Raw genomic sequence first — 15,056 nt, 5'->3', positions numbered from 1 at the left:
TGCCAGCGGCACCTTGCCGCTTGGTTTCAAGCCTGTCGAAGCCGCCTTTCCCTCCTGCGCTGGGGTTTGCCAGCAAGCCGGGGGTTGCCCGGCGGCAACTCACTTTTCTTTTGCGACGCTGTATAGACCGGGGACATAGGTGACAGGTGTGCGGGGACATGGTTGACACTTTCCGGAGAATTTGCCGGAGGGTCACCATGCCTTGGAAAGCACAAGACACCATGAGTCTGAAACAGGAATTTGTTGCACTGGCGACGAAAGACGGCGCCAACCGTCGCGAGCTGTGCCGGCGCTCCTCGGCCCAGCCCTACGGGTGGGGGAAGAAAACGGGAGCGGATGCAGATACGGGGAGACCTGACGCGCGAAGCGCGTCAGGTCGGATTCAGCAGACCGTCATGTTTGCACGCGGGCGCAGCACACGCGGCCAAATGAAGTCCCCCTCCATCGCCCTGCGGGGCGAGGGCAGGGGATAGGGGTGGGAGTGGGGAGTTACGCCTACTGTCAGTAACGGACCACAGCCGCAGCGTGATGCCAGATCTCTGCTCAGTGGCTATCTGAACCGTCTTAGCGCTTCTGGTCCTGGCGTTTGCCGATTTCATTGCCGATCACTGCGCCGGCCGCCGCGCCACCCACGGTGCCCAGTGTGCCGCCACCCAGCGCATTGCCGGCTGCGCCGCCGATGACAGCGCCGGTCGCCGTGCCAATCTGCGCATTCGTCGGGTTGGTTCCGCAGCCGGCCAGGGTGATCAGCGACGCTGCTGCGGCTATCCATAGCTTTTTCATGATGTCCACCTTTCGCATGTTGATGCAGGCACTCCACATGCGTGCATGGGGGTTTACTGTTGCCTGTTTCTCCACTTTAGGTTCGACGTCTTTTTGCCTCTGTAGGAGAGGGACCAACCTGCCTGTCGGCCTGCTGCGGAACCCGTTGGCTTACAGCGGACGGTTGCGCGCCAGTGGCGGGTTTTTGGCAAAGTAGCTGCCGATGCCGCGCATCAACGCGTCTGCCAGTTGCACCTGGTAGGCCTCGCTGCGCAGCTTGGCCTCTTCGTCGGGGTTGCTGATGAAGGCGGTTTCCACCAGCACGCTGGGAATGTCGGGCGCCTTCAGCACGGCAAAACCGGCCTGCTCGACACGCGGCTTGTGCAGCTTGCCAACGCTGCCGATCTCGCCGAGCATGGCGCCGCCGAGCTTGAGGCTGTCGTTGATCTGCGCGGTCGTGCTCATGTCGAACAGGGCGCGTTGCACCTGCGCGTCCTTGACCTTCACGTTGACGCCGCCCACCAGGTCGGCGGAGTTTTCCTTGTCAGCCATCCAGCGCGCCGAGCTGCTGGTCGCGCCTTTTTCGCTGAGCGCAAACACGCTGGCCCCCTGCGGCCTGGGCGTGAAGAAGGCATCGGCATGGATGCTGATGAACAGGTCGGCCTGTACGCGGCGGGCCTTTTGCACACGCACGTGCAGAGGCACAAAAAAGTCGGCATCCCGCGTGAGGAAGGCGCGCATGTTCGGGATCTTGTTGATGCGCTCGCGCAGGCGCAGGGCGATCTGCAGCACCACGTCTTTCTCGCGCGTGCCGCCGGGGCCGATGGCGCCCGGGTCTTCGCCGCCGTGGCCGGGGTCCAGCGCCACGATGATGAGGCGGTCGGTCTTGTTGCGGCCGGCCGCACCCGCATCCGCGCCGTCGGACGGCGCCTGGGCGACGGGCGGGTTGGCGCTGGTCGCCCGGTCCTTGTCCGCACCCGCTGTCGGCGCTGCGGAGGGGGGCGCCGGCTTGCCGGCCGCGGGACGGGGCGTTTGCCGCGCCAGCAGGTCGCCGATGGCATCGGACGCGGCACCCTGATCCGGCTTGTCCTTGAGCCGCTCGGCAATCAGGGCTTCCAGCGGGTCCAGCACCTGGGTCGGGTACAGGTCGAACACCAGCCGGTGCTGGTAAGCCGCCACCGGCGGCAAGGTGAACACCTGCGGCAGCATGTGCTGCTTGAGGTCGATGACCAGGCGCACCACGCCCGGTGCGTTTTGCCCGACACGGATGCCGGAGATGTTCGGGTCGTCGGGCTTGACCTTGGCCACCAACTCGCGCAGCGCCGGGATCAGGTCGATGCCTTCGATGTCCACCGCCAGGCGCGGCGGCTCGGCAATGAAGTAGGTCTTGGTTTTCAAGCCCGTGTCGGACTCGATGGTGACGCGGCTGTAGTCCTTGGCCGGCCAGACCCGCACCGCCAGAATCGTCGCGCCGCGGGCGATCTGCTGCATGCCCAGCAGCAGGACCAGGCTGCCCATCTGCAGCGCGCTGCGCCGGCTGAGGGTGGAGGAGGGTTTACTGGTCATGGCAGCAGCGCCGCGCCGGCGTCCGTGTGGGCGGTGAGCGTGACGGCGCGCGTCTCGCTGGCCAGCATCTCGATGTGAATGTCCAGATCCGCCGGCGGCAGGTGGCTACCGGCTTTTTCAGGCCACTCGACGAGTTTCAGTCCGGGGCTGGCGAAGATGTCGCGAAAACCGGCTTCTTCCCACTCATCGGGATCGTTGAAGCGGAAAAAATCAAAATGCCAGATGGCCAGCATGCCGTCCGCTGCGGCCGGGTCGGCCACGCTGTAGGGTTCCACCACCGCATAGGTCGGGCTTTTGACGCGGCCGGTCACGCCCAGGGCCTTGAGCAGATGCCGGGCCAGCGTGGTTTTGCCAGCCCCCAGGTCACCATGCAGCTGGATCAGCGCGTTGGCGCCGGTGGCACTGGCGCGCAGTTTCCCGGCCAGGGCTTCGGCAAAGGCCTGGGTCTGGGCCTCGCTGTCCCAGGCCATCCTTTTTACAATGTGTCGGTGATCTTCAATAGCCATCAATTCGTTTCTCAAATTCAGACATGGGCGCGCGAGCTTGGATTTTCGCAAATTGGCATTGCGGGTGTGGACCTGTCATCGGCGGAACCGGGGCTCTCGGCTTGGCTGGCGGCGGGCTTTCATGGTGACATGAATTACATGGCGGCGCACGGCCTCAAGCGGGCGCGGCCGGCAGAACTCGTGCCCGGCACGGTCAGCGTGATCACCGCGCGCATGGATTACCTGCCGGCAGCCACGCCCACGCAGCCGGGCCAGTGGCAGGCGGCGGAGCTGGCGCGCCTGCAGCGGCCCGGTGAAGCCATCGTGTCGGTGTATGCACGGGGACGCGATTATCACAAGATCATGCGGGCGCGCCTGCAAAAACTCAGCGAGCGCATCGAGGCCGAGGTGCACGCGCTGGGCCACCGCGTGTTCACCGACTCGGCGCCAGTGCTCGAGGCCGAACTGGCTGCGCGCAGCGGCCAGGGCTGGCGCGGCAAACACACGCTGCTGCTCAACCGCGAGGCCGGCTCCATGTTTTTTCTCGGCGAGATCTATGTCGATCTGGCCCTGCCGCCCAGCGAACCCGTGACGGAGCATTGCGGCAGCTGCAGCGCCTGCATCAGCATCTGCCCGACGCAGGCCATTGTGGCGCCGCACAAGCTTGATGCACGGCGTTGCATCTCTTACCTGACGATTGAACATGCGGGCCCGATTCCGCTGGAGTTGCGGCCGCTGATCGCCAACCGCATCTACGGCTGCGACGATTGCCAGCTGGTCTGCCCCTGGAACAAGTTTGCGCAGCGCAGTGCCTTGCCCGACTTCGACGAGCGCCAGGGCCTGACTGGCCAGCAGCTGACGACGCTGTTTGCCTGGACCGAAGAAGAGTTCCTGCGCTACACCGAAGGCAGCGCCATCCGCCGTATCGGCCATGAGCGCTGGCTGCGCAATATCGCCGTGGCGCTCGGCAATGCCCTGCGCGCCGGTGCGGACGACCGCCTGCGCAGCGCCTTGCTGGCGCGGCGCGAACATGGCAGCGAGGTGGTCAGGGAACATGTGGCATGGGCGCTGGATCAGGCGCCTCTCCGTGAGTTGTCCATAAAATAGGCATCCGGCCCTTGACGGGCGGGCGCATTCAGCTATTTATTTTGTAGCAGTATAGGCGCGGCCAAGCCACGCAGTCCAGCCCCGCCGGCAAAACCCCGCCAGCGGCGGTCCTTATAATCCCGCTGTGTCCAACACCCCGTCCTGTCGCCCGCTGTGGGCCCGCTTCGCCGCGTGGCTGGGGTTTCTGGCCGTCTTCTCGGCGCTGCTGGCGCCCGTGTCCATGCTGGCCGAGGACGTGCGTACCGGCAAGCTGGGGGGGCTGTGCACCGTGGCCAGCGGCGCATCGGCTACGGCCGCCGGGGACCTGTCGGGCGGTGACGAATCTTCACCGGCTGCTGCGCATTGCGACCTCTGCGGCTCGACCGGTCCTGGTTTGCCGCCGCCGTACCAGGCCGGCGCGTTCCCTGCGCCCATCCCCGCGATGGTTGCCGTCTTTCAGGATGCCGTCCGCTCGGCGTCGTCGCCGGGGCTGCCCTTCAGCCGCGGCCCGCCTGCACTTTGAACTGAAACGCCTCTGAGGAGGTTTCCTGCGTGTGGGCCTGACCGCCCGCGCGCTTGTGTTCATTTCAATCTGTGGTTCCCATGAAATTTTTATCAACTATCAAAACGGTAGCGCTGTGCGCAGGCATGGCGGGCGCTGCACCTGTTTTCTCCCATATTTCCCTGGCCGAGGGGCAGGCCCCGGCCGGTAGCAACTACAGGGCGGTGTTCGGTGTCAGCCACGGTTGCGCGGGCTCGGCCACCACTGGGCTGGAGGTGCGTTTGCCGCCGGGCTTTCAGGGCGCCCGGCCCATGCCCAAGGCCGGCTGGACCGTGGCAACCCGGGTCGACAAGCTGGCAGCACCCTACATCAGCCATGGCAAAACCGTGACCGATGACGTGACGCTGGTCAGCTGGCGTGCGGCCAACCGGGAAGCGGCGCTGGCCGATGCCCATTACGACGAGTTTGTGCTGCGCGGCAAGTTGCCCGCCCAGACGGGCCCGCTCTGGTTCAAGGTACTGCAGACCTGCGAGTCAGGCCGCAACGACTGGTCAGAACTGCCGGCCACCGGCACCTCAACCCAGGGCCTGACATCACCAGCCGTCCTGCTGGATGTGCGGCCTGATGGGGCCGGACAGCAGCACCACTGACCTCTTTTTTTCGACGCATCCTCATTTTTTTTAACGAAAGCGATTCATGAAAACAAAAGTTATTGCCGCCCTGTGGGCACTTTCCGCCGGCCTGGTGTACGCCCAGACTGTGGACGTGAAGGACGCCTGGGTGCGGGCCGCCGTGCCCGGCCAGTCGGGCACCGGCGCCTTCATGAGCCTCACGGCCAGAGACGGCGCGAAGCTGGTGGGCGTGTCGTCCCCGGTGGCCGGTGTGGCGGAAGTCCATGAGATGAAGATGGACAACGACGTCATGCGCATGCGCGCCGTCCCTGCGCTGGACTTGCCCGCCGGCAAAACCGTGGCGCTCAAGCCCGGCGGTTACCACGTGATGCTGATGGCGCTGAAACAGGCCCTGCCTCCGGGCGGCACGGTGCCGCTCACGCTGACACTGCGGGACGCCAAAGGGCAGGAAAGCAAGGTGGAACTGAAGCTGCCGGTGGCCGCCGCGGCGCCGGGTGCGGCCATGCCGGCATCGGGCAAGCCCGCTGCCATGGACCACAAGCACTGATTATTTGGCTTTGCCGCCCAGGCGGCGGTAGACGGTGGCGCGGCTGATGCCGAGTGCCCGGGCCGCTTTCATGACGTTGCCGCGGGCTTCGTTGACCGCCTTGCGGATCAGCGCTGTTTCGACGTCCTTGAGCGGAATGGCCGGCGCCGGCGCCGGTGCCGCCCGGCCGCTGAACCACCCCGGTGCGGCCGCGCGGCCCCGCAACAGCGGCAGCGCGTGCAGGCGCAGTCCCGACCACAGGGGCACCTCCATGGCTTGGGGGCTGCCCGCGGCGTCGCTCCGGGCGGCATCAAACAGCATCTCGTAGGGCAGGGCAAACAGCTCGCTGCAATGGACAGCCGCCGGGCTGCCGGCCTGCAGCGCCGGCACCATCTGCCGCGCCGCCGGGTTGGCGCCGCTGACCCAGCCGTCCGGGTCCAGGCTGACCAGCCCATCGCTGTCTTCTCCCAGGCTGTGGCTGGACCAGTTCAGCCGGATCAGCAGATCGTGCGGCCGGCTCTGGATCAGGGCGTTTTCGATGCTGCGCGCCGACTGCACCACCAGGTGTTTGAGCTCGGGGCGCTCGACCGCGTCCACACCGGTCAGGTCCAGCATGCCGGCGCAGCGGCCGTCCGGTCCGAACAGCGGCGCGCCGGCGCAGCTGTAGGCCGAGTTGGCGTTGAAAAAATGCTCGCCGCGGTGCAGCCAGACCGGTTGCAGCTCGGTCAGCGCCGCGCCAATGGCGGTGGTGCCCACACTTTGTTCGGACAGGTCCACGCCGATGCGCGTGATCAGGTCGGCGCGCCGGTCGCGCCGGTCGATGGCGCCGTTGACGTCAACCACCACGCCCTGCGCGTTGGTCAGGATGGCGAAGTAGCGCGTGCTGGCAATCGCCGCGCCCAGCTTTTCGAGCACCGGGCGTGCCGCCTGCACCAGCACGTGGTTGGCTTCCTCGGTGCGGCGCAGCGCCTGCGGCGACAGGACGTCAAAACTGACTTCCTGTTCGGGCCTTTTGCCGCTGGCCAGGCAGCGCTGCCAGGAGCGTTCTATCCACGATTCGGCGAGCAGGCCGGGCAGGCTCCGGCCGTCCCGCAGCACGGCCTGGCGCGCTTGCGCGATCTGCTGCAGGCGCTGTTCGGAGGAGGTCGGCAGGACGGTCAGCATGGGTGGTCAATGCCCGTGAAAGGCGGCTGTCTGCGGGAGGATGCCCGCGGTGGCTGCAGCGTAGCAGACCTCGTGGCTACGCGCTGGCGGCCGGTCACCAACTGTTTCATTTTGAGAATTTAACCGGGCTTTGGCAAGCTCCTAGGGTTTAACCTAGGCCCCCGTAGGGTCGCCAATTCAACAATGACTGTTGTTTCGTCCGTCGCCAAACCCGTCAACAAAAACAGCCCACTGGAGACAAGCCCATGCAAGTTCAATTCAAAGTCAACGGAAAAGCCAAAAGCGTTGAAACCCCGCCCAACACCCTGCTGGTGCAGGTGCTGCGCGAGCAGCTCAAGATGACCGGCACCCATGTCGGCTGCGACACCGCCCAGTGCGGCGCCTGCACGGTCATCATGAACGGCCGCGCCGTGAAGTCCTGCAACATCCTGGCCGCCCAGGCCGAGGGCAGCGAGATCACCACCATCGAAGGCCTGGCGGCCGCCGACGGCACCATGCACCCGATGCAGGCGGCTTTCAAGGAATGCCACGGCCTGCAATGCGGCTTCTGCACCACCGGCATGGTCATGAGCGCGGTGGACCTGTGCAAGCACCATCCCAAGGCCAGCGAGGGCGAAATCCGCGAACTGCTTGAGGGCAACATCTGCCGCTGCACCGGTTACCAGAACATCGTCAAGGCGGTGCAGCAGGGCGCTGCCGCCATGGCGACCTGAACCGCTGCGCTGACCCTTTTTTCCGGTGCCGCCATCGGGCGAGCCGCTGACAACACAGGCAACCCTGGCAACCGGTTTTTTTCAAATTTTCAGGAGTACACACATGGGTGCATCCGACTTCGTCAACCTGCCAAACATTGGCACGTCCGTCCGCCGCAAGGAGGACTACCGCTTTCTCACTGGTGGTGGGCAATACACCGATGACATCACGCTGGCCAACCAGAGCTACGCGGTGTTCGTGCGTTCCCCGCACGCCCACGCCAAGATCAACAGCATCAACACCGCCGCCGCCAAGGCCGCGCCCGGTGTGCTGGACGTGTTTGTCGGCGAGGACGTGGCGGCCGACAAGATCAACGGCCTGCCTTGCGGCTGGCTGATCACCAGCACCGACGGCAACCCGATGAAGGAGCCGCCGCACCCCATCCTGGCCCAGGGCAAGGTGCGTTATGTGGGTGACCACGTCGCCATGGTGGTGGCCGAAACGCTGGAGCAGGCGAAAAACGCCGCCGAGCTGGTCGAGGTCGATTACGACGTGCTGAGCGCCGTGGTCCGTGTCACCGACGCGGCCAAGGCCACCGCCCTGCATGAGGCCGCTCCCGACAACCATTGCTACAAATGGGCGATCGGCGACAAGGGCCAGGTGGACGCGGTTTTCGCCACGGCCGCCCATGTCACCAAGCTGGACCTGACCAACAACCGGCTGATCCCCAACGCCATGGAGCCGCGCGCCGTGATCGGCTCCTACAGCCGCGCGACCGATGAATACGTGCTCTATGTCTCCAACCAGAACCCGCACGTCGAGCGCCTGCTGCTGACGGCGTTTGTGATGGGCCTGCCCGAGCACAAGGTGCGTGTGATTGCGCCCGACGTGGGCGGTGGTTTCGGCTCCAAGATCTATTTGTACGCGGAAGACGTGTGCCTGACCTGGGCGTCCAAAAAGCTCAACCGCAACATCAAGTGGACGGCTGACCGCAGCGAGGCTTTCGTCAGCGACGCCCATGGCCGCGACCATTCCAGCCATGCCGAGATGGCGATGGACAAGGACGGCAAGTTTCTGGCGATGCGGGTGCACACCGACGCCAACATGGGCGCCTACCTCTCGACTTTTGCGCCGGCCGTGCCGACCATCCTCTATGCCACCTTGCTGGCCGGCCAGTACACCTGCCCGCAGATTTATGTCGAGGTCGATGCCTGGTTCACCAACACCGCGCCGGTGGATGCCTACCGCGGCGCCGGCCGCCCTGAAGCGACCTATCTGCTGGAGCGCCTGGTCACGCGCTGCGGCTGGGAGCTGGGCCTGGCGCAGGACGAAATCCGCCGCCTCAACTTTGTGAAAGACTTTCCCTACCAGACACCGGTGGCGCTGCAGTACGACGTGGGCGACTTCCACGCCTTGCTCAAGCGCGGCAACGAGCTGGCAGACGTGGCAGGTTTTGCGCAGCGCAAGACCGCATCGGCCGCCAAGGGCCTGCTGCGCGGCATGGGTTACTCCTGCTACATCGAGGCCTGCGGCCTGGCACCCAGCAACATTGCCGGTGCGCTCGGGGCGCGCGCCGGTCTGTTCGAGTGCGGCGAAGTGCGTGTGCACCCGACCGGCAGCGTGACGGTGTTCACCGGTTCCCACAGCCACGGCCAGGGCCACGAGACTACCTTTGCACAGGTGGTAGCCGCACGGCTCGGCATTTCGGTCGATGCGGTGGACATTGTTCACGGAGACACGGGGCGCGTGCCTTTTGGCATGGGCACTTACGGCTCGCGCTCCATGTCGGTCGGCGGCACGGCCATCATGAAGGCGCTCGACAAGATCGAAACCAAGGCCAAGAAGATCGCCGCGCACCTGATGGAGGCCAGCGATGCCGACGTGGAGTTTGCCAACGGCGAGTTCACCATCAAGGGCACCGACAAGAAGGTGACCTTCGGCCAGGTGGCGCTGACCGCCTACGTGCCGCACAACTACCCGCTCGACAAGCTCGAACCCGGCCTGAACGAAACCGCGTTTTACGACCCGACCAACTTCACCTTCCCGGCCGGCACCTACATCTGCGAGGTCGAGGTCGATCCGGCCACCGGTCAGGTGCGCGTGGACCGCTTCACCGCTGTGGACGATTTCGGCAACATCATCAACCCGATGATTGTCGAAGGCCAGGTGCACGGCGGTCTGGTACAGGGCATTGGCCAGGCGCTGCTCGAAAACTGCGTGTACGACCCTGAATCAGGCCAGTTGTTGACCGGCTCGTTCATGGACTACACCATGCCGCGTGCCGACGACATGCCCAACTTCACGCTCGACACGCTGTGCACACCCTGCAGCCACAACCCGCTGGGCGCCAAGGGCTGCGGCGAGGCCGGTGCCATCGGCTCGCCGCCGGCGGTGATCAATGCGGTGCTCGACGCCCTCAAGCCGCTCGGCGTGACAGACTTCGACATGCCCGCTTCACCTGGCCGCGTCTGGGAAGCCATCCAGTCTGCAAAGAAATAAACAGCTATCCAAGGAGAAAACCACCATGTATCCCTTCACCCTGGAACGTCCCACCTCCCTGGCTGCCGCCGCGCAGCTCACGGCCGACGGCGCCAAAGCCCTGGCCGGCGGCCAGACCCTGCTGGCCTCGATGAAACTGCGCCTGTCCAGCCCGGACCAGCTGGTTGACTTGAGCGGCATCAAGGAGCTGACCAGCATCAAACGCGAAGGCCATGCGTTTGTGATCGGCGCCATGACGCGCCACGCCGACGTGGCGACCAACGCCGAACTGAAGGCAGCGCTGCCGGCGCTGGCCGGGCTGGCCGCCAACATTGGCGACCGGCAGGTCCGCGCCATGGGCACGCTGGGCGGCTCGGTCGCCAATAACGACCCGTCGGCCTGCTACCCGAGTGCGGTGCTGGCGCTGGGCGCGACCATTCACACGACCACCCGCAAGATTGCGGCCGACGACTTTTTCCTCGGCATGTTTGCCACAGCGCTGGAAGAGGGCGAGCTGATCACGGCGATCAGCTTTCCGATTCCCAAACGTGCGGCCTACATGAAGTTCAAGCAGCCGGCCTCGCGTTTTGCGCTGGTCGGCGTGTTTGTGGCGCAGTTTGACGCGGGCGTGCGTGTGGCCGTCACCGGCGCCTCCAGCGGCGTGTTCCGCCACGCGGGGCTGGAAGCGGCTCTGAGCAAGAGCTTCACGCCCGAAGCGGCCGCGGCGGTGAAGATTGACGCGACAGACCTCAATAGCGACATCCACGCGACGGCGGCCTACCGCGCCAACCTGATCAGCGTGCAGACCCAGCGGGGCGTGGCGAGGGCGCTGGCCTGACAGTGCCCAACCGTTCGGGCGGGGCCTACCCCAGGCCCGGTCTGAACGGTTTGAAGCCTTCGATGCCTTTTAGGCCTTCCGCCCTTGATGGACGGGCGCAAGCAGCTATTGAATAGATAGCAACAGGTACACTGACCCGATGACACCTTTTCCCACGATTGATGCACTGGCCCAGGCGCTGCAGGGCGCCGGCTACTTTGCCGACCGGCGGCTGGCGACGGCGGTGTTTCTCGCGCTCAAGCTGCAGCGCCCGCTGCTGCTCGAAGGCGAGCCCGGCGTCGGCAAGACCGAGCTGGCCAAGGCGCTGGCGCTCGCGCTGCAGCGCCAGCTGATCCGCCTGCAGTGTTACGACGGGCTGGAGCAGCGCGAAGCCCTCTACGAATGGAACTACGCGGCCCAGCTGCTGCACATGCGTGCCGTCGAAGGCCATGGCGATGCGGCCGATGTCGAACGCGAGGTCTACCAGGACCGCTACCTGATCCGCCGGCCGCTGCTGCAGGCGCTGCAGACCCCGGCGCCGGGTGCCGTGCTGCTGATCGACGAGGTGGACCGCGCCGACGAGCCGTTTGAAGCCTTTCTGCTCGAATACCTTGGCGAGTACCAGGTCAGCATTCCGGAAATCGGCACGGTGCGCGCGCAGGTGACGCCGGTGACCATCCTGACCAGCAACCGCACGCGTGAACTCAATGACGCGGTCAAGCGGCGCTGCCTCTACCACTGGCTCGATTACCCCGACCGCGACCGCGAACTGGCGATCATCCGCGCCCAGGTGCCGGAGGCGGGCGAACAGCTGTCGGCCCAGGTGGCGGGGTTTGTGGACCGGCTGCGCCGCTCGCCGTTTGGCAACGCCTTCCAGCGCGCGCCCGGCATCGCCGAAAGTGTCGAATGGGCGAAAGCGCTGGTGGCGCTGGACACGCTGGTGGTGGACCCGGAAGTGGTGGCCGACACGGCGGGCATTTTGTTCAAGCAGCGGGAAGATGTCGCTGCCTTGACGCATGAGCTGGCCGTCGAATTGCTGAAGCCTGAAGAGGCGGCCGCCGAGTGAAGCGGGCGAGGTAGTTCATGTTGTTGGGTGACGCACGCAGCGGCAAACTCGCCGACAACATCGCCGGTTTCGGCCGCGCCCTGCGCCGCGCGGGTGTCAAGGTGGACAGCCAGCGCATTGCCCTCGCCAAGGAAGCCGCGCTCGCCGTCGGCATCAGCGAAAGGGAAGACCTGAGCGCCGCCTTCGAAGCCGTGATGGTCAGCCGCGAGCAGGACCGGCTGGTCTTCCGTGAGTTGTTCGACGTGTATTTCCAGGACCCGAAAGTCGCCAACAAGCTGCTCGCGCAACTGCTGCCCAGCGCCGAGGGCAAGGCCGAACCCAGCAAGCGCCGCCCGCGGGTGCGCGAGGCGCTGGCGCCGCAAAAGGCGTTTGGCCAGCAGGCCAAACCCAGTACCGAAGACCAGAAGGTCGAGTTCGACGCCGCCATGACCGCCAGCGACATCGAGCGCCTGCAGCATGCCGACTTCAACGCGTTGTCGGCCACCGAGTACCGGCTGGTCGAGCGCCTGGCGCGCGACATCAAGCTGCCGCTGCCCATGTTTGCCTCGCGGCGCAGCCGGCCGGCCACCAGTGGCGCGCGCATGCACTGGCCCGGTGTGATGCACCAGGCCGCACGCACCGGCGGCGAGCTGATGCAGCTGCCGCGGCTGCAGCGGCGCGAGCAGGCCCTGCCGCTGCTGGTGCTGGTCGACGTGTCGGGGTCGATGGAGCGTTATGCGCGCCTGCTGCTGGCCTTTTTGCATGCCGCCACCCGGCGCCACCCGCACCGCGACGTGTTTGCCTTCGGCATGCACCTGACCGATCTGACGCCGGCCTTCCGCCAGGCCGACACCGACGAGATGCTGGCCCACGCCAGCCTGGCGATTGAAGACTTTGCCGGCGGCACCCAGCTCGGGGCGTCGCTGGCCACCTTGCGCGAGCACCATGCGCGCCGCCTGGTCGGGCGGCGTACCATTGTGCTGGTCATCACCGACGGGCTGGACACCGGCGAGCCGGCCGACCTGGCCCGCGAACTGGCCTGGCTGCGCCGGCGCAGCCGCCGCCTGTTGTGGCTTAACCCCTTGCTGCGCTTTGACGGCTACGCGCCGCTGGCGCGCGGCGCGGCGGTGCTGCATGCCCATGCACACGGCATGCTGGCGGTTCACAATCTGGCCAAGCTCGAGGAACTGGCCGCCAGCCTGGCGGCTCTGATGAGAAAGTAAATCCCCGTTTGGGCTGGGCCTGTCGAACCTTCCGACAGGTGCAAGGGACCTATACCAAACAGATAACAAGCTGGATAGCCAAAGAAAAGAAAAGGAAAAAAACATGGACATGCAAGGAAGCCGCCAACTGGCCGTGACACAACAACAAGCCTGGGACGCGCTGAACGACCCGGCCGTGCTCAAGGCCTGCATCCCCGGTTGCGACAAGGTGGAGCCCACCAGCGAGAACCAGTACGCCATCGGCATGGCGCTGAAGATCGGCCCGGTCTCGGCCAGGTTTACCGGCAAGATCACGCTCACCGACATCAACCCGCCGGCCAGCTACAAGCTGTCGTTCGACGGGCAGGGCGGCGTGGCCGGTTTCGGCAAGGGCAGTGCCGCAGTCACGCTGGTGCCCAATGCCGACGGCTGCGAACTCTCCTACACCGTGCATGCCTCGGTCGGCGGCAAGGTGGCCCAGCTCGGCCAACGCCTGATCGACGGTGCGGCCAAGTCCATGGCCGAAGATTTTTTCAAGCGCTTCGACGAGGAAATGCAGCGCCAGCACCCCGAAAGTTATGCCGCCAAAATGGTCATGGGTGATGTCACGACGGAGCCGGCTGGCCCGGCCATCCCGGTGTGGGTATGGATTGTGGGGGCCGCGGTGCTGATCGCCGGCGCGGTCTGGCTCGCACGTTAGGCGCCCGGGTCCGAAAGATCAGAAAGGTCAGAAAGGAGAACGGCCATGGAAAACCTCGATGTGATGGTTCTGCGCACCCTGCGCGACTGGCGCACGGCGGGCAAGCGCGCCTTGCTGGCCACCGTGGTGCGCACCTGGGGCTCGTCGCCGCGTCCGGTCGGCTCCATCATGGCGCTGTGTGAAGACGGCGCCGTGGTCGGCTCGGTGTCCGGCGGCTGTATTGAAGACGACCTGATTTATCGCCACACCCAGGCCTATGCGTCGGCGCCTGCGCAGGGCGGCGGCCATACCATTCCCTCGGGGCCGCCGACCTTTGTCAAATACGGCGTCACCGCCGACGAAGCCCACCGCTTTGGCCTGCCCTGCGGCGGCACGCTGGAACTGCTGCTGGAATACGACCCCGACGCCGAGACGCTGGCGCAGCTGGTGCAGGCGCTCGAGGCCGGGCAGCTGATGCAGCGCACGGTGCGCCTGACCGACGGCGCGGTCACCCTCGCTACGGCCAGGGCCCCGGCCGAACTCAGCGTCTCGTCGGTCGAACTGGTCAACACCTTCGGGCCCGAGTACCGCATGCTGCTCATCGGCGCGGGCCAGCTCACCGAATACCTCGCGACCATGGCCCTGTTCAGCGGCTTTTCCGTCACCGTGTGCGACCCGCGCGAGGAATACCGCAGTGCCTGGTCGGTTGCCGGCGCGAAAGTGCTCAGCGACATGCCGGACGACGTGGTGGTCGCCTTCAAACCCGACCGGCGCAGCTGCGTGATCGCGCTCACCCATGACCCCAAGCTCGACGACCTGGCGCTGCTCGAAGCGCTGGCCACCGACGCGTTTTACGTCGGCGCCATCGGCTCCCGGCGCAACAACGAGGCGCGCCACCAGCGCATGGCCGAACACTTCGGCCTCAACGAAGCCACGCTGGCGCGCCTGCGCGGCCCCATCGGCATCTACATCGGCAGCAAGACGCCGCCCGAAATCGCCGTCAGCGTGATGGCCGAGGTGCTGGCCGTGAAAAACGGCGTGGTCTTGCCGCGCGACATGGAAGTGGCGCAGGCCAAGAACGAACGTGCGGTGCTGGCGAATGAGCCGGGCGATCTGGTGTGCGGGGTGGCGCGGAGTTCTTGAGGGGGGTCAGTCCGATTGAGTGGCTGCAAGGCGGCGAATGCAGCCGGTCGTCGAACTCAAATGAAAAACCATTTTCGGCAAAAAAAGCGGCATTCGTGCAGCATCAGCGACCGTTGGCAACAAACTGAAAGCGGAGTTCGGCAAATTCACCTCAATAGCGACAAGATTCGCATCGCGGTCGTCCACGAGTCCGTGTCTGAATGTCGACAATGGGCGCTGAAGCTCTCTTTCAGCCTCGTCCAACGATGGTCGCTTGTCGGCCACAAGCTGAGATGC

The 15,056-nt window shown here is 65.8% G+C and carries 16 protein-coding genes and 1 pseudogene; 12 read left to right on the top strand and 5 right to left on the bottom strand.

The window, feature by feature from the left end:
* Window positions 1-197: 197 nt before the first annotated feature.
* Window positions 198-317 (top strand): annotated as a pseudogene (locus tag B7G53_RS23415) (IS481 family transposase); the annotation flags it as partial.
* 247 nt (window positions 318-564) lie between these two features.
* Here the strand turns inward: B7G53_RS23415 and B7G53_RS07190 are convergent.
* The 3 genes from B7G53_RS07190 to tsaE form a co-directional block, all read right to left on the bottom strand.
* Window positions 565-783 (bottom strand): glycine zipper domain-containing protein, encoded by a 219-nt coding sequence (locus tag B7G53_RS07190; protein ID WP_096666034.1) that lies wholly within the window; start codon window positions 781-783, stop codon window positions 565-567.
* Between the two features lie 150 nt (window positions 784-933).
* Complete coding sequence (locus tag B7G53_RS07185; protein ID WP_096665735.1) at window positions 934-2,328, bottom strand: N-acetylmuramoyl-L-alanine amidase; 1,395 nt, start codon at window positions 2,326-2,328, stop codon at window positions 934-936.
* Window positions 2,325-2,834 (bottom strand): tRNA (adenosine(37)-N6)-threonylcarbamoyltransferase complex ATPase subunit type 1 TsaE, encoded by a 510-nt coding sequence (tsaE, locus tag B7G53_RS07180; RefSeq protein ID WP_096666028.1) that lies wholly within the window; start codon window positions 2,832-2,834, stop codon window positions 2,325-2,327. The genes B7G53_RS07185 and tsaE overlap by 4 nt, the downstream gene beginning before the upstream one ends.
* A 15-nt stretch (window positions 2,835-2,849) precedes the next feature.
* Here tsaE and queG point away from each other — a divergent pair, with 15 nt between their 5' ends.
* The 4 genes from queG (at window position 2,850) to B7G53_RS07160 (ending at window position 5,580) form a co-directional block, all read left to right on the top strand.
* On the top strand, window positions 2,850-3,920 hold the full coding sequence (gene queG, locus B7G53_RS07175) for a tRNA epoxyqueuosine(34) reductase QueG (protein WP_441338969.1): 1,071 nt from the start codon (window positions 2,850-2,852) through the stop codon (window positions 3,918-3,920).
* 124 nt (window positions 3,921-4,044) lie between these two features.
* The gene (locus B7G53_RS07170) at window positions 4,045-4,422 is read left to right on the top strand and encodes a DUF2946 family protein (protein ID WP_096665732.1); all 378 of its coding nucleotides are present in this window, start codon (window positions 4,045-4,047) and stop codon (window positions 4,420-4,422) included.
* Window positions 4,423-4,502: 80 nt separating this feature from the next.
* Window positions 4,503-5,051: a YcnI family copper-binding membrane protein gene (locus B7G53_RS07165; RefSeq protein ID WP_096665729.1), complete on the top strand. Its 549-nt coding sequence runs from the start codon at window positions 4,503-4,505 to the stop codon at window positions 5,049-5,051.
* A gap of 46 nt (window positions 5,052-5,097) precedes the next feature.
* Complete coding sequence (locus B7G53_RS07160) at window positions 5,098-5,580, top strand: copper chaperone PCu(A)C (RefSeq protein ID WP_096665726.1); 483 nt, start codon at window positions 5,098-5,100, stop codon at window positions 5,578-5,580.
* Here the strand turns inward: B7G53_RS07160 and B7G53_RS07155 are convergent, their stop codons facing one another.
* Complete coding sequence (locus B7G53_RS07155; protein ID WP_096665723.1) at window positions 5,581-6,723, bottom strand: sigma-54-dependent Fis family transcriptional regulator; 1,143 nt, start codon at window positions 6,721-6,723, stop codon at window positions 5,581-5,583.
* A gap of 245 nt (window positions 6,724-6,968) precedes the next feature.
* Between B7G53_RS07155 and B7G53_RS07150 the strand changes: the two genes are divergently transcribed.
* The 7 genes from B7G53_RS07150 to B7G53_RS07120 all read left to right on the top strand — a co-directional run bounded on the left by B7G53_RS07150 (window position 6,969) and on the right by B7G53_RS07120 (window position 14,780).
* On the top strand, window positions 6,969-7,436 hold the full coding sequence (locus tag B7G53_RS07150) for a (2Fe-2S)-binding protein (RefSeq protein ID WP_096665720.1): 468 nt from the start codon (window positions 6,969-6,971) through the stop codon (window positions 7,434-7,436).
* A gap of 103 nt (window positions 7,437-7,539) precedes the next feature.
* Complete coding sequence (locus tag B7G53_RS07145; RefSeq protein WP_096665715.1) at window positions 7,540-9,915, top strand: xanthine dehydrogenase family protein molybdopterin-binding subunit; 2,376 nt, start codon at window positions 7,540-7,542, stop codon at window positions 9,913-9,915.
* 25 nt (window positions 9,916-9,940) lie between these two features.
* On the top strand, window positions 9,941-10,732 hold the full coding sequence (locus B7G53_RS07140) for an FAD binding domain-containing protein (protein ID WP_096665712.1): 792 nt from the start codon (window positions 9,941-9,943) through the stop codon (window positions 10,730-10,732).
* A 139-nt stretch (window positions 10,733-10,871) separates the two neighbouring features.
* Entirely contained in the window at window positions 10,872-11,777 is a 906-nt protein-coding gene (locus B7G53_RS07135) for an AAA family ATPase (RefSeq protein ID WP_096665709.1), read from the top strand.
* A 17-nt stretch (window positions 11,778-11,794) separates the two neighbouring features.
* Window positions 11,795-12,979 carry a vWA domain-containing protein gene (locus B7G53_RS07130; protein ID WP_096665707.1) on the top strand — a complete coding sequence of 395 codons (1,185 nt, stop codon included), beginning with the start codon at window positions 11,795-11,797 and terminating at the stop codon, window positions 12,977-12,979.
* 103 nt (window positions 12,980-13,082) lie between these two features.
* Window positions 13,083-13,658: an SRPBCC family protein gene (locus B7G53_RS07125; protein WP_096665704.1), complete on the top strand. Its 576-nt coding sequence runs from the start codon at window positions 13,083-13,085 to the stop codon at window positions 13,656-13,658.
* A 45-nt stretch (window positions 13,659-13,703) separates the two neighbouring features.
* Window positions 13,704-14,780 (top strand): XdhC family protein, encoded by a 1,077-nt coding sequence (locus B7G53_RS07120; RefSeq protein ID WP_096665701.1) that lies wholly within the window; start codon window positions 13,704-13,706, stop codon window positions 14,778-14,780.
* A 6-nt stretch (window positions 14,781-14,786) separates the two neighbouring features.
* Here the strand turns inward: B7G53_RS07120 and B7G53_RS22460 are convergent, their stop codons facing one another.
* Window positions 14,787-14,966 carry a hypothetical protein gene (locus B7G53_RS22460; protein ID WP_141396307.1) on the bottom strand — a complete coding sequence of 60 codons (180 nt, stop codon included), beginning with the start codon at window positions 14,964-14,966 and terminating at the stop codon, window positions 14,787-14,789.
* Window positions 14,967-15,056 lie beyond the last annotated feature (90 nt).

It is taken from the genome of Polaromonas sp. AET17H-212, assembly GCF_002379085.1.
Taxonomy (GTDB): Bacteria; Pseudomonadota; Gammaproteobacteria; order Burkholderiales; family Burkholderiaceae_C; genus Polaromonas.
The sequence above is the reverse complement of the archived record's forward strand: the minus strand, read 5'-3'. Positions and strand labels throughout refer to the sequence as shown.

What these genes read in the sequence shown, in the direction of transcription:
- B7G53_RS07190 (WP_096666034.1), bottom strand. Translation starts at nt 783, where the DNA reads ATGAAAAAGCTATGGATAGCCGCAGCAGCGTCGCTGATCACCCTGGCC.
- B7G53_RS07185 (WP_096665735.1), bottom strand. Translation starts at nt 2,328, where the DNA reads ATGACCAGTAAACCCTCCTCCACCCTCAGCCGGCGCAGCGCGCTGCAG.
- tsaE (WP_096666028.1), bottom strand. Translation starts at nt 2,834, where the DNA reads ATGGCTATTGAAGATCACCGACACATTGTAAAAAGGATGGCCTGGGAC.
- B7G53_RS07165 (WP_096665729.1), top strand. Translation starts at nt 4,503, where the DNA reads ATGAAATTTTTATCAACTATCAAAACGGTAGCGCTGTGCGCAGGCATG.
- B7G53_RS07160 (WP_096665726.1), top strand. Translation starts at nt 5,098, where the DNA reads ATGAAAACAAAAGTTATTGCCGCCCTGTGGGCACTTTCCGCCGGCCTG.
- B7G53_RS07155 (WP_096665723.1), bottom strand. Translation starts at nt 6,723, where the DNA reads ATGCTGACCGTCCTGCCGACCTCCTCCGAACAGCGCCTGCAGCAGATC.
- B7G53_RS07150 (WP_096665720.1), top strand. Translation starts at nt 6,969, where the DNA reads ATGCAAGTTCAATTCAAAGTCAACGGAAAAGCCAAAAGCGTTGAAACC.
- B7G53_RS07145 (WP_096665715.1), top strand. Translation starts at nt 7,540, where the DNA reads ATGGGTGCATCCGACTTCGTCAACCTGCCAAACATTGGCACGTCCGTC.
- B7G53_RS07140 (WP_096665712.1), top strand. Translation starts at nt 9,941, where the DNA reads ATGTATCCCTTCACCCTGGAACGTCCCACCTCCCTGGCTGCCGCCGCG.
- B7G53_RS07135 (WP_096665709.1), top strand. Translation starts at nt 10,872, where the DNA reads ATGACACCTTTTCCCACGATTGATGCACTGGCCCAGGCGCTGCAGGGC.
- B7G53_RS07130 (WP_096665707.1), top strand. Translation starts at nt 11,795, where the DNA reads ATGTTGTTGGGTGACGCACGCAGCGGCAAACTCGCCGACAACATCGCC.
- B7G53_RS07125 (WP_096665704.1), top strand. Translation starts at nt 13,083, where the DNA reads ATGGACATGCAAGGAAGCCGCCAACTGGCCGTGACACAACAACAAGCC.
- B7G53_RS07120 (WP_096665701.1), top strand. Translation starts at nt 13,704, where the DNA reads ATGGAAAACCTCGATGTGATGGTTCTGCGCACCCTGCGCGACTGGCGC.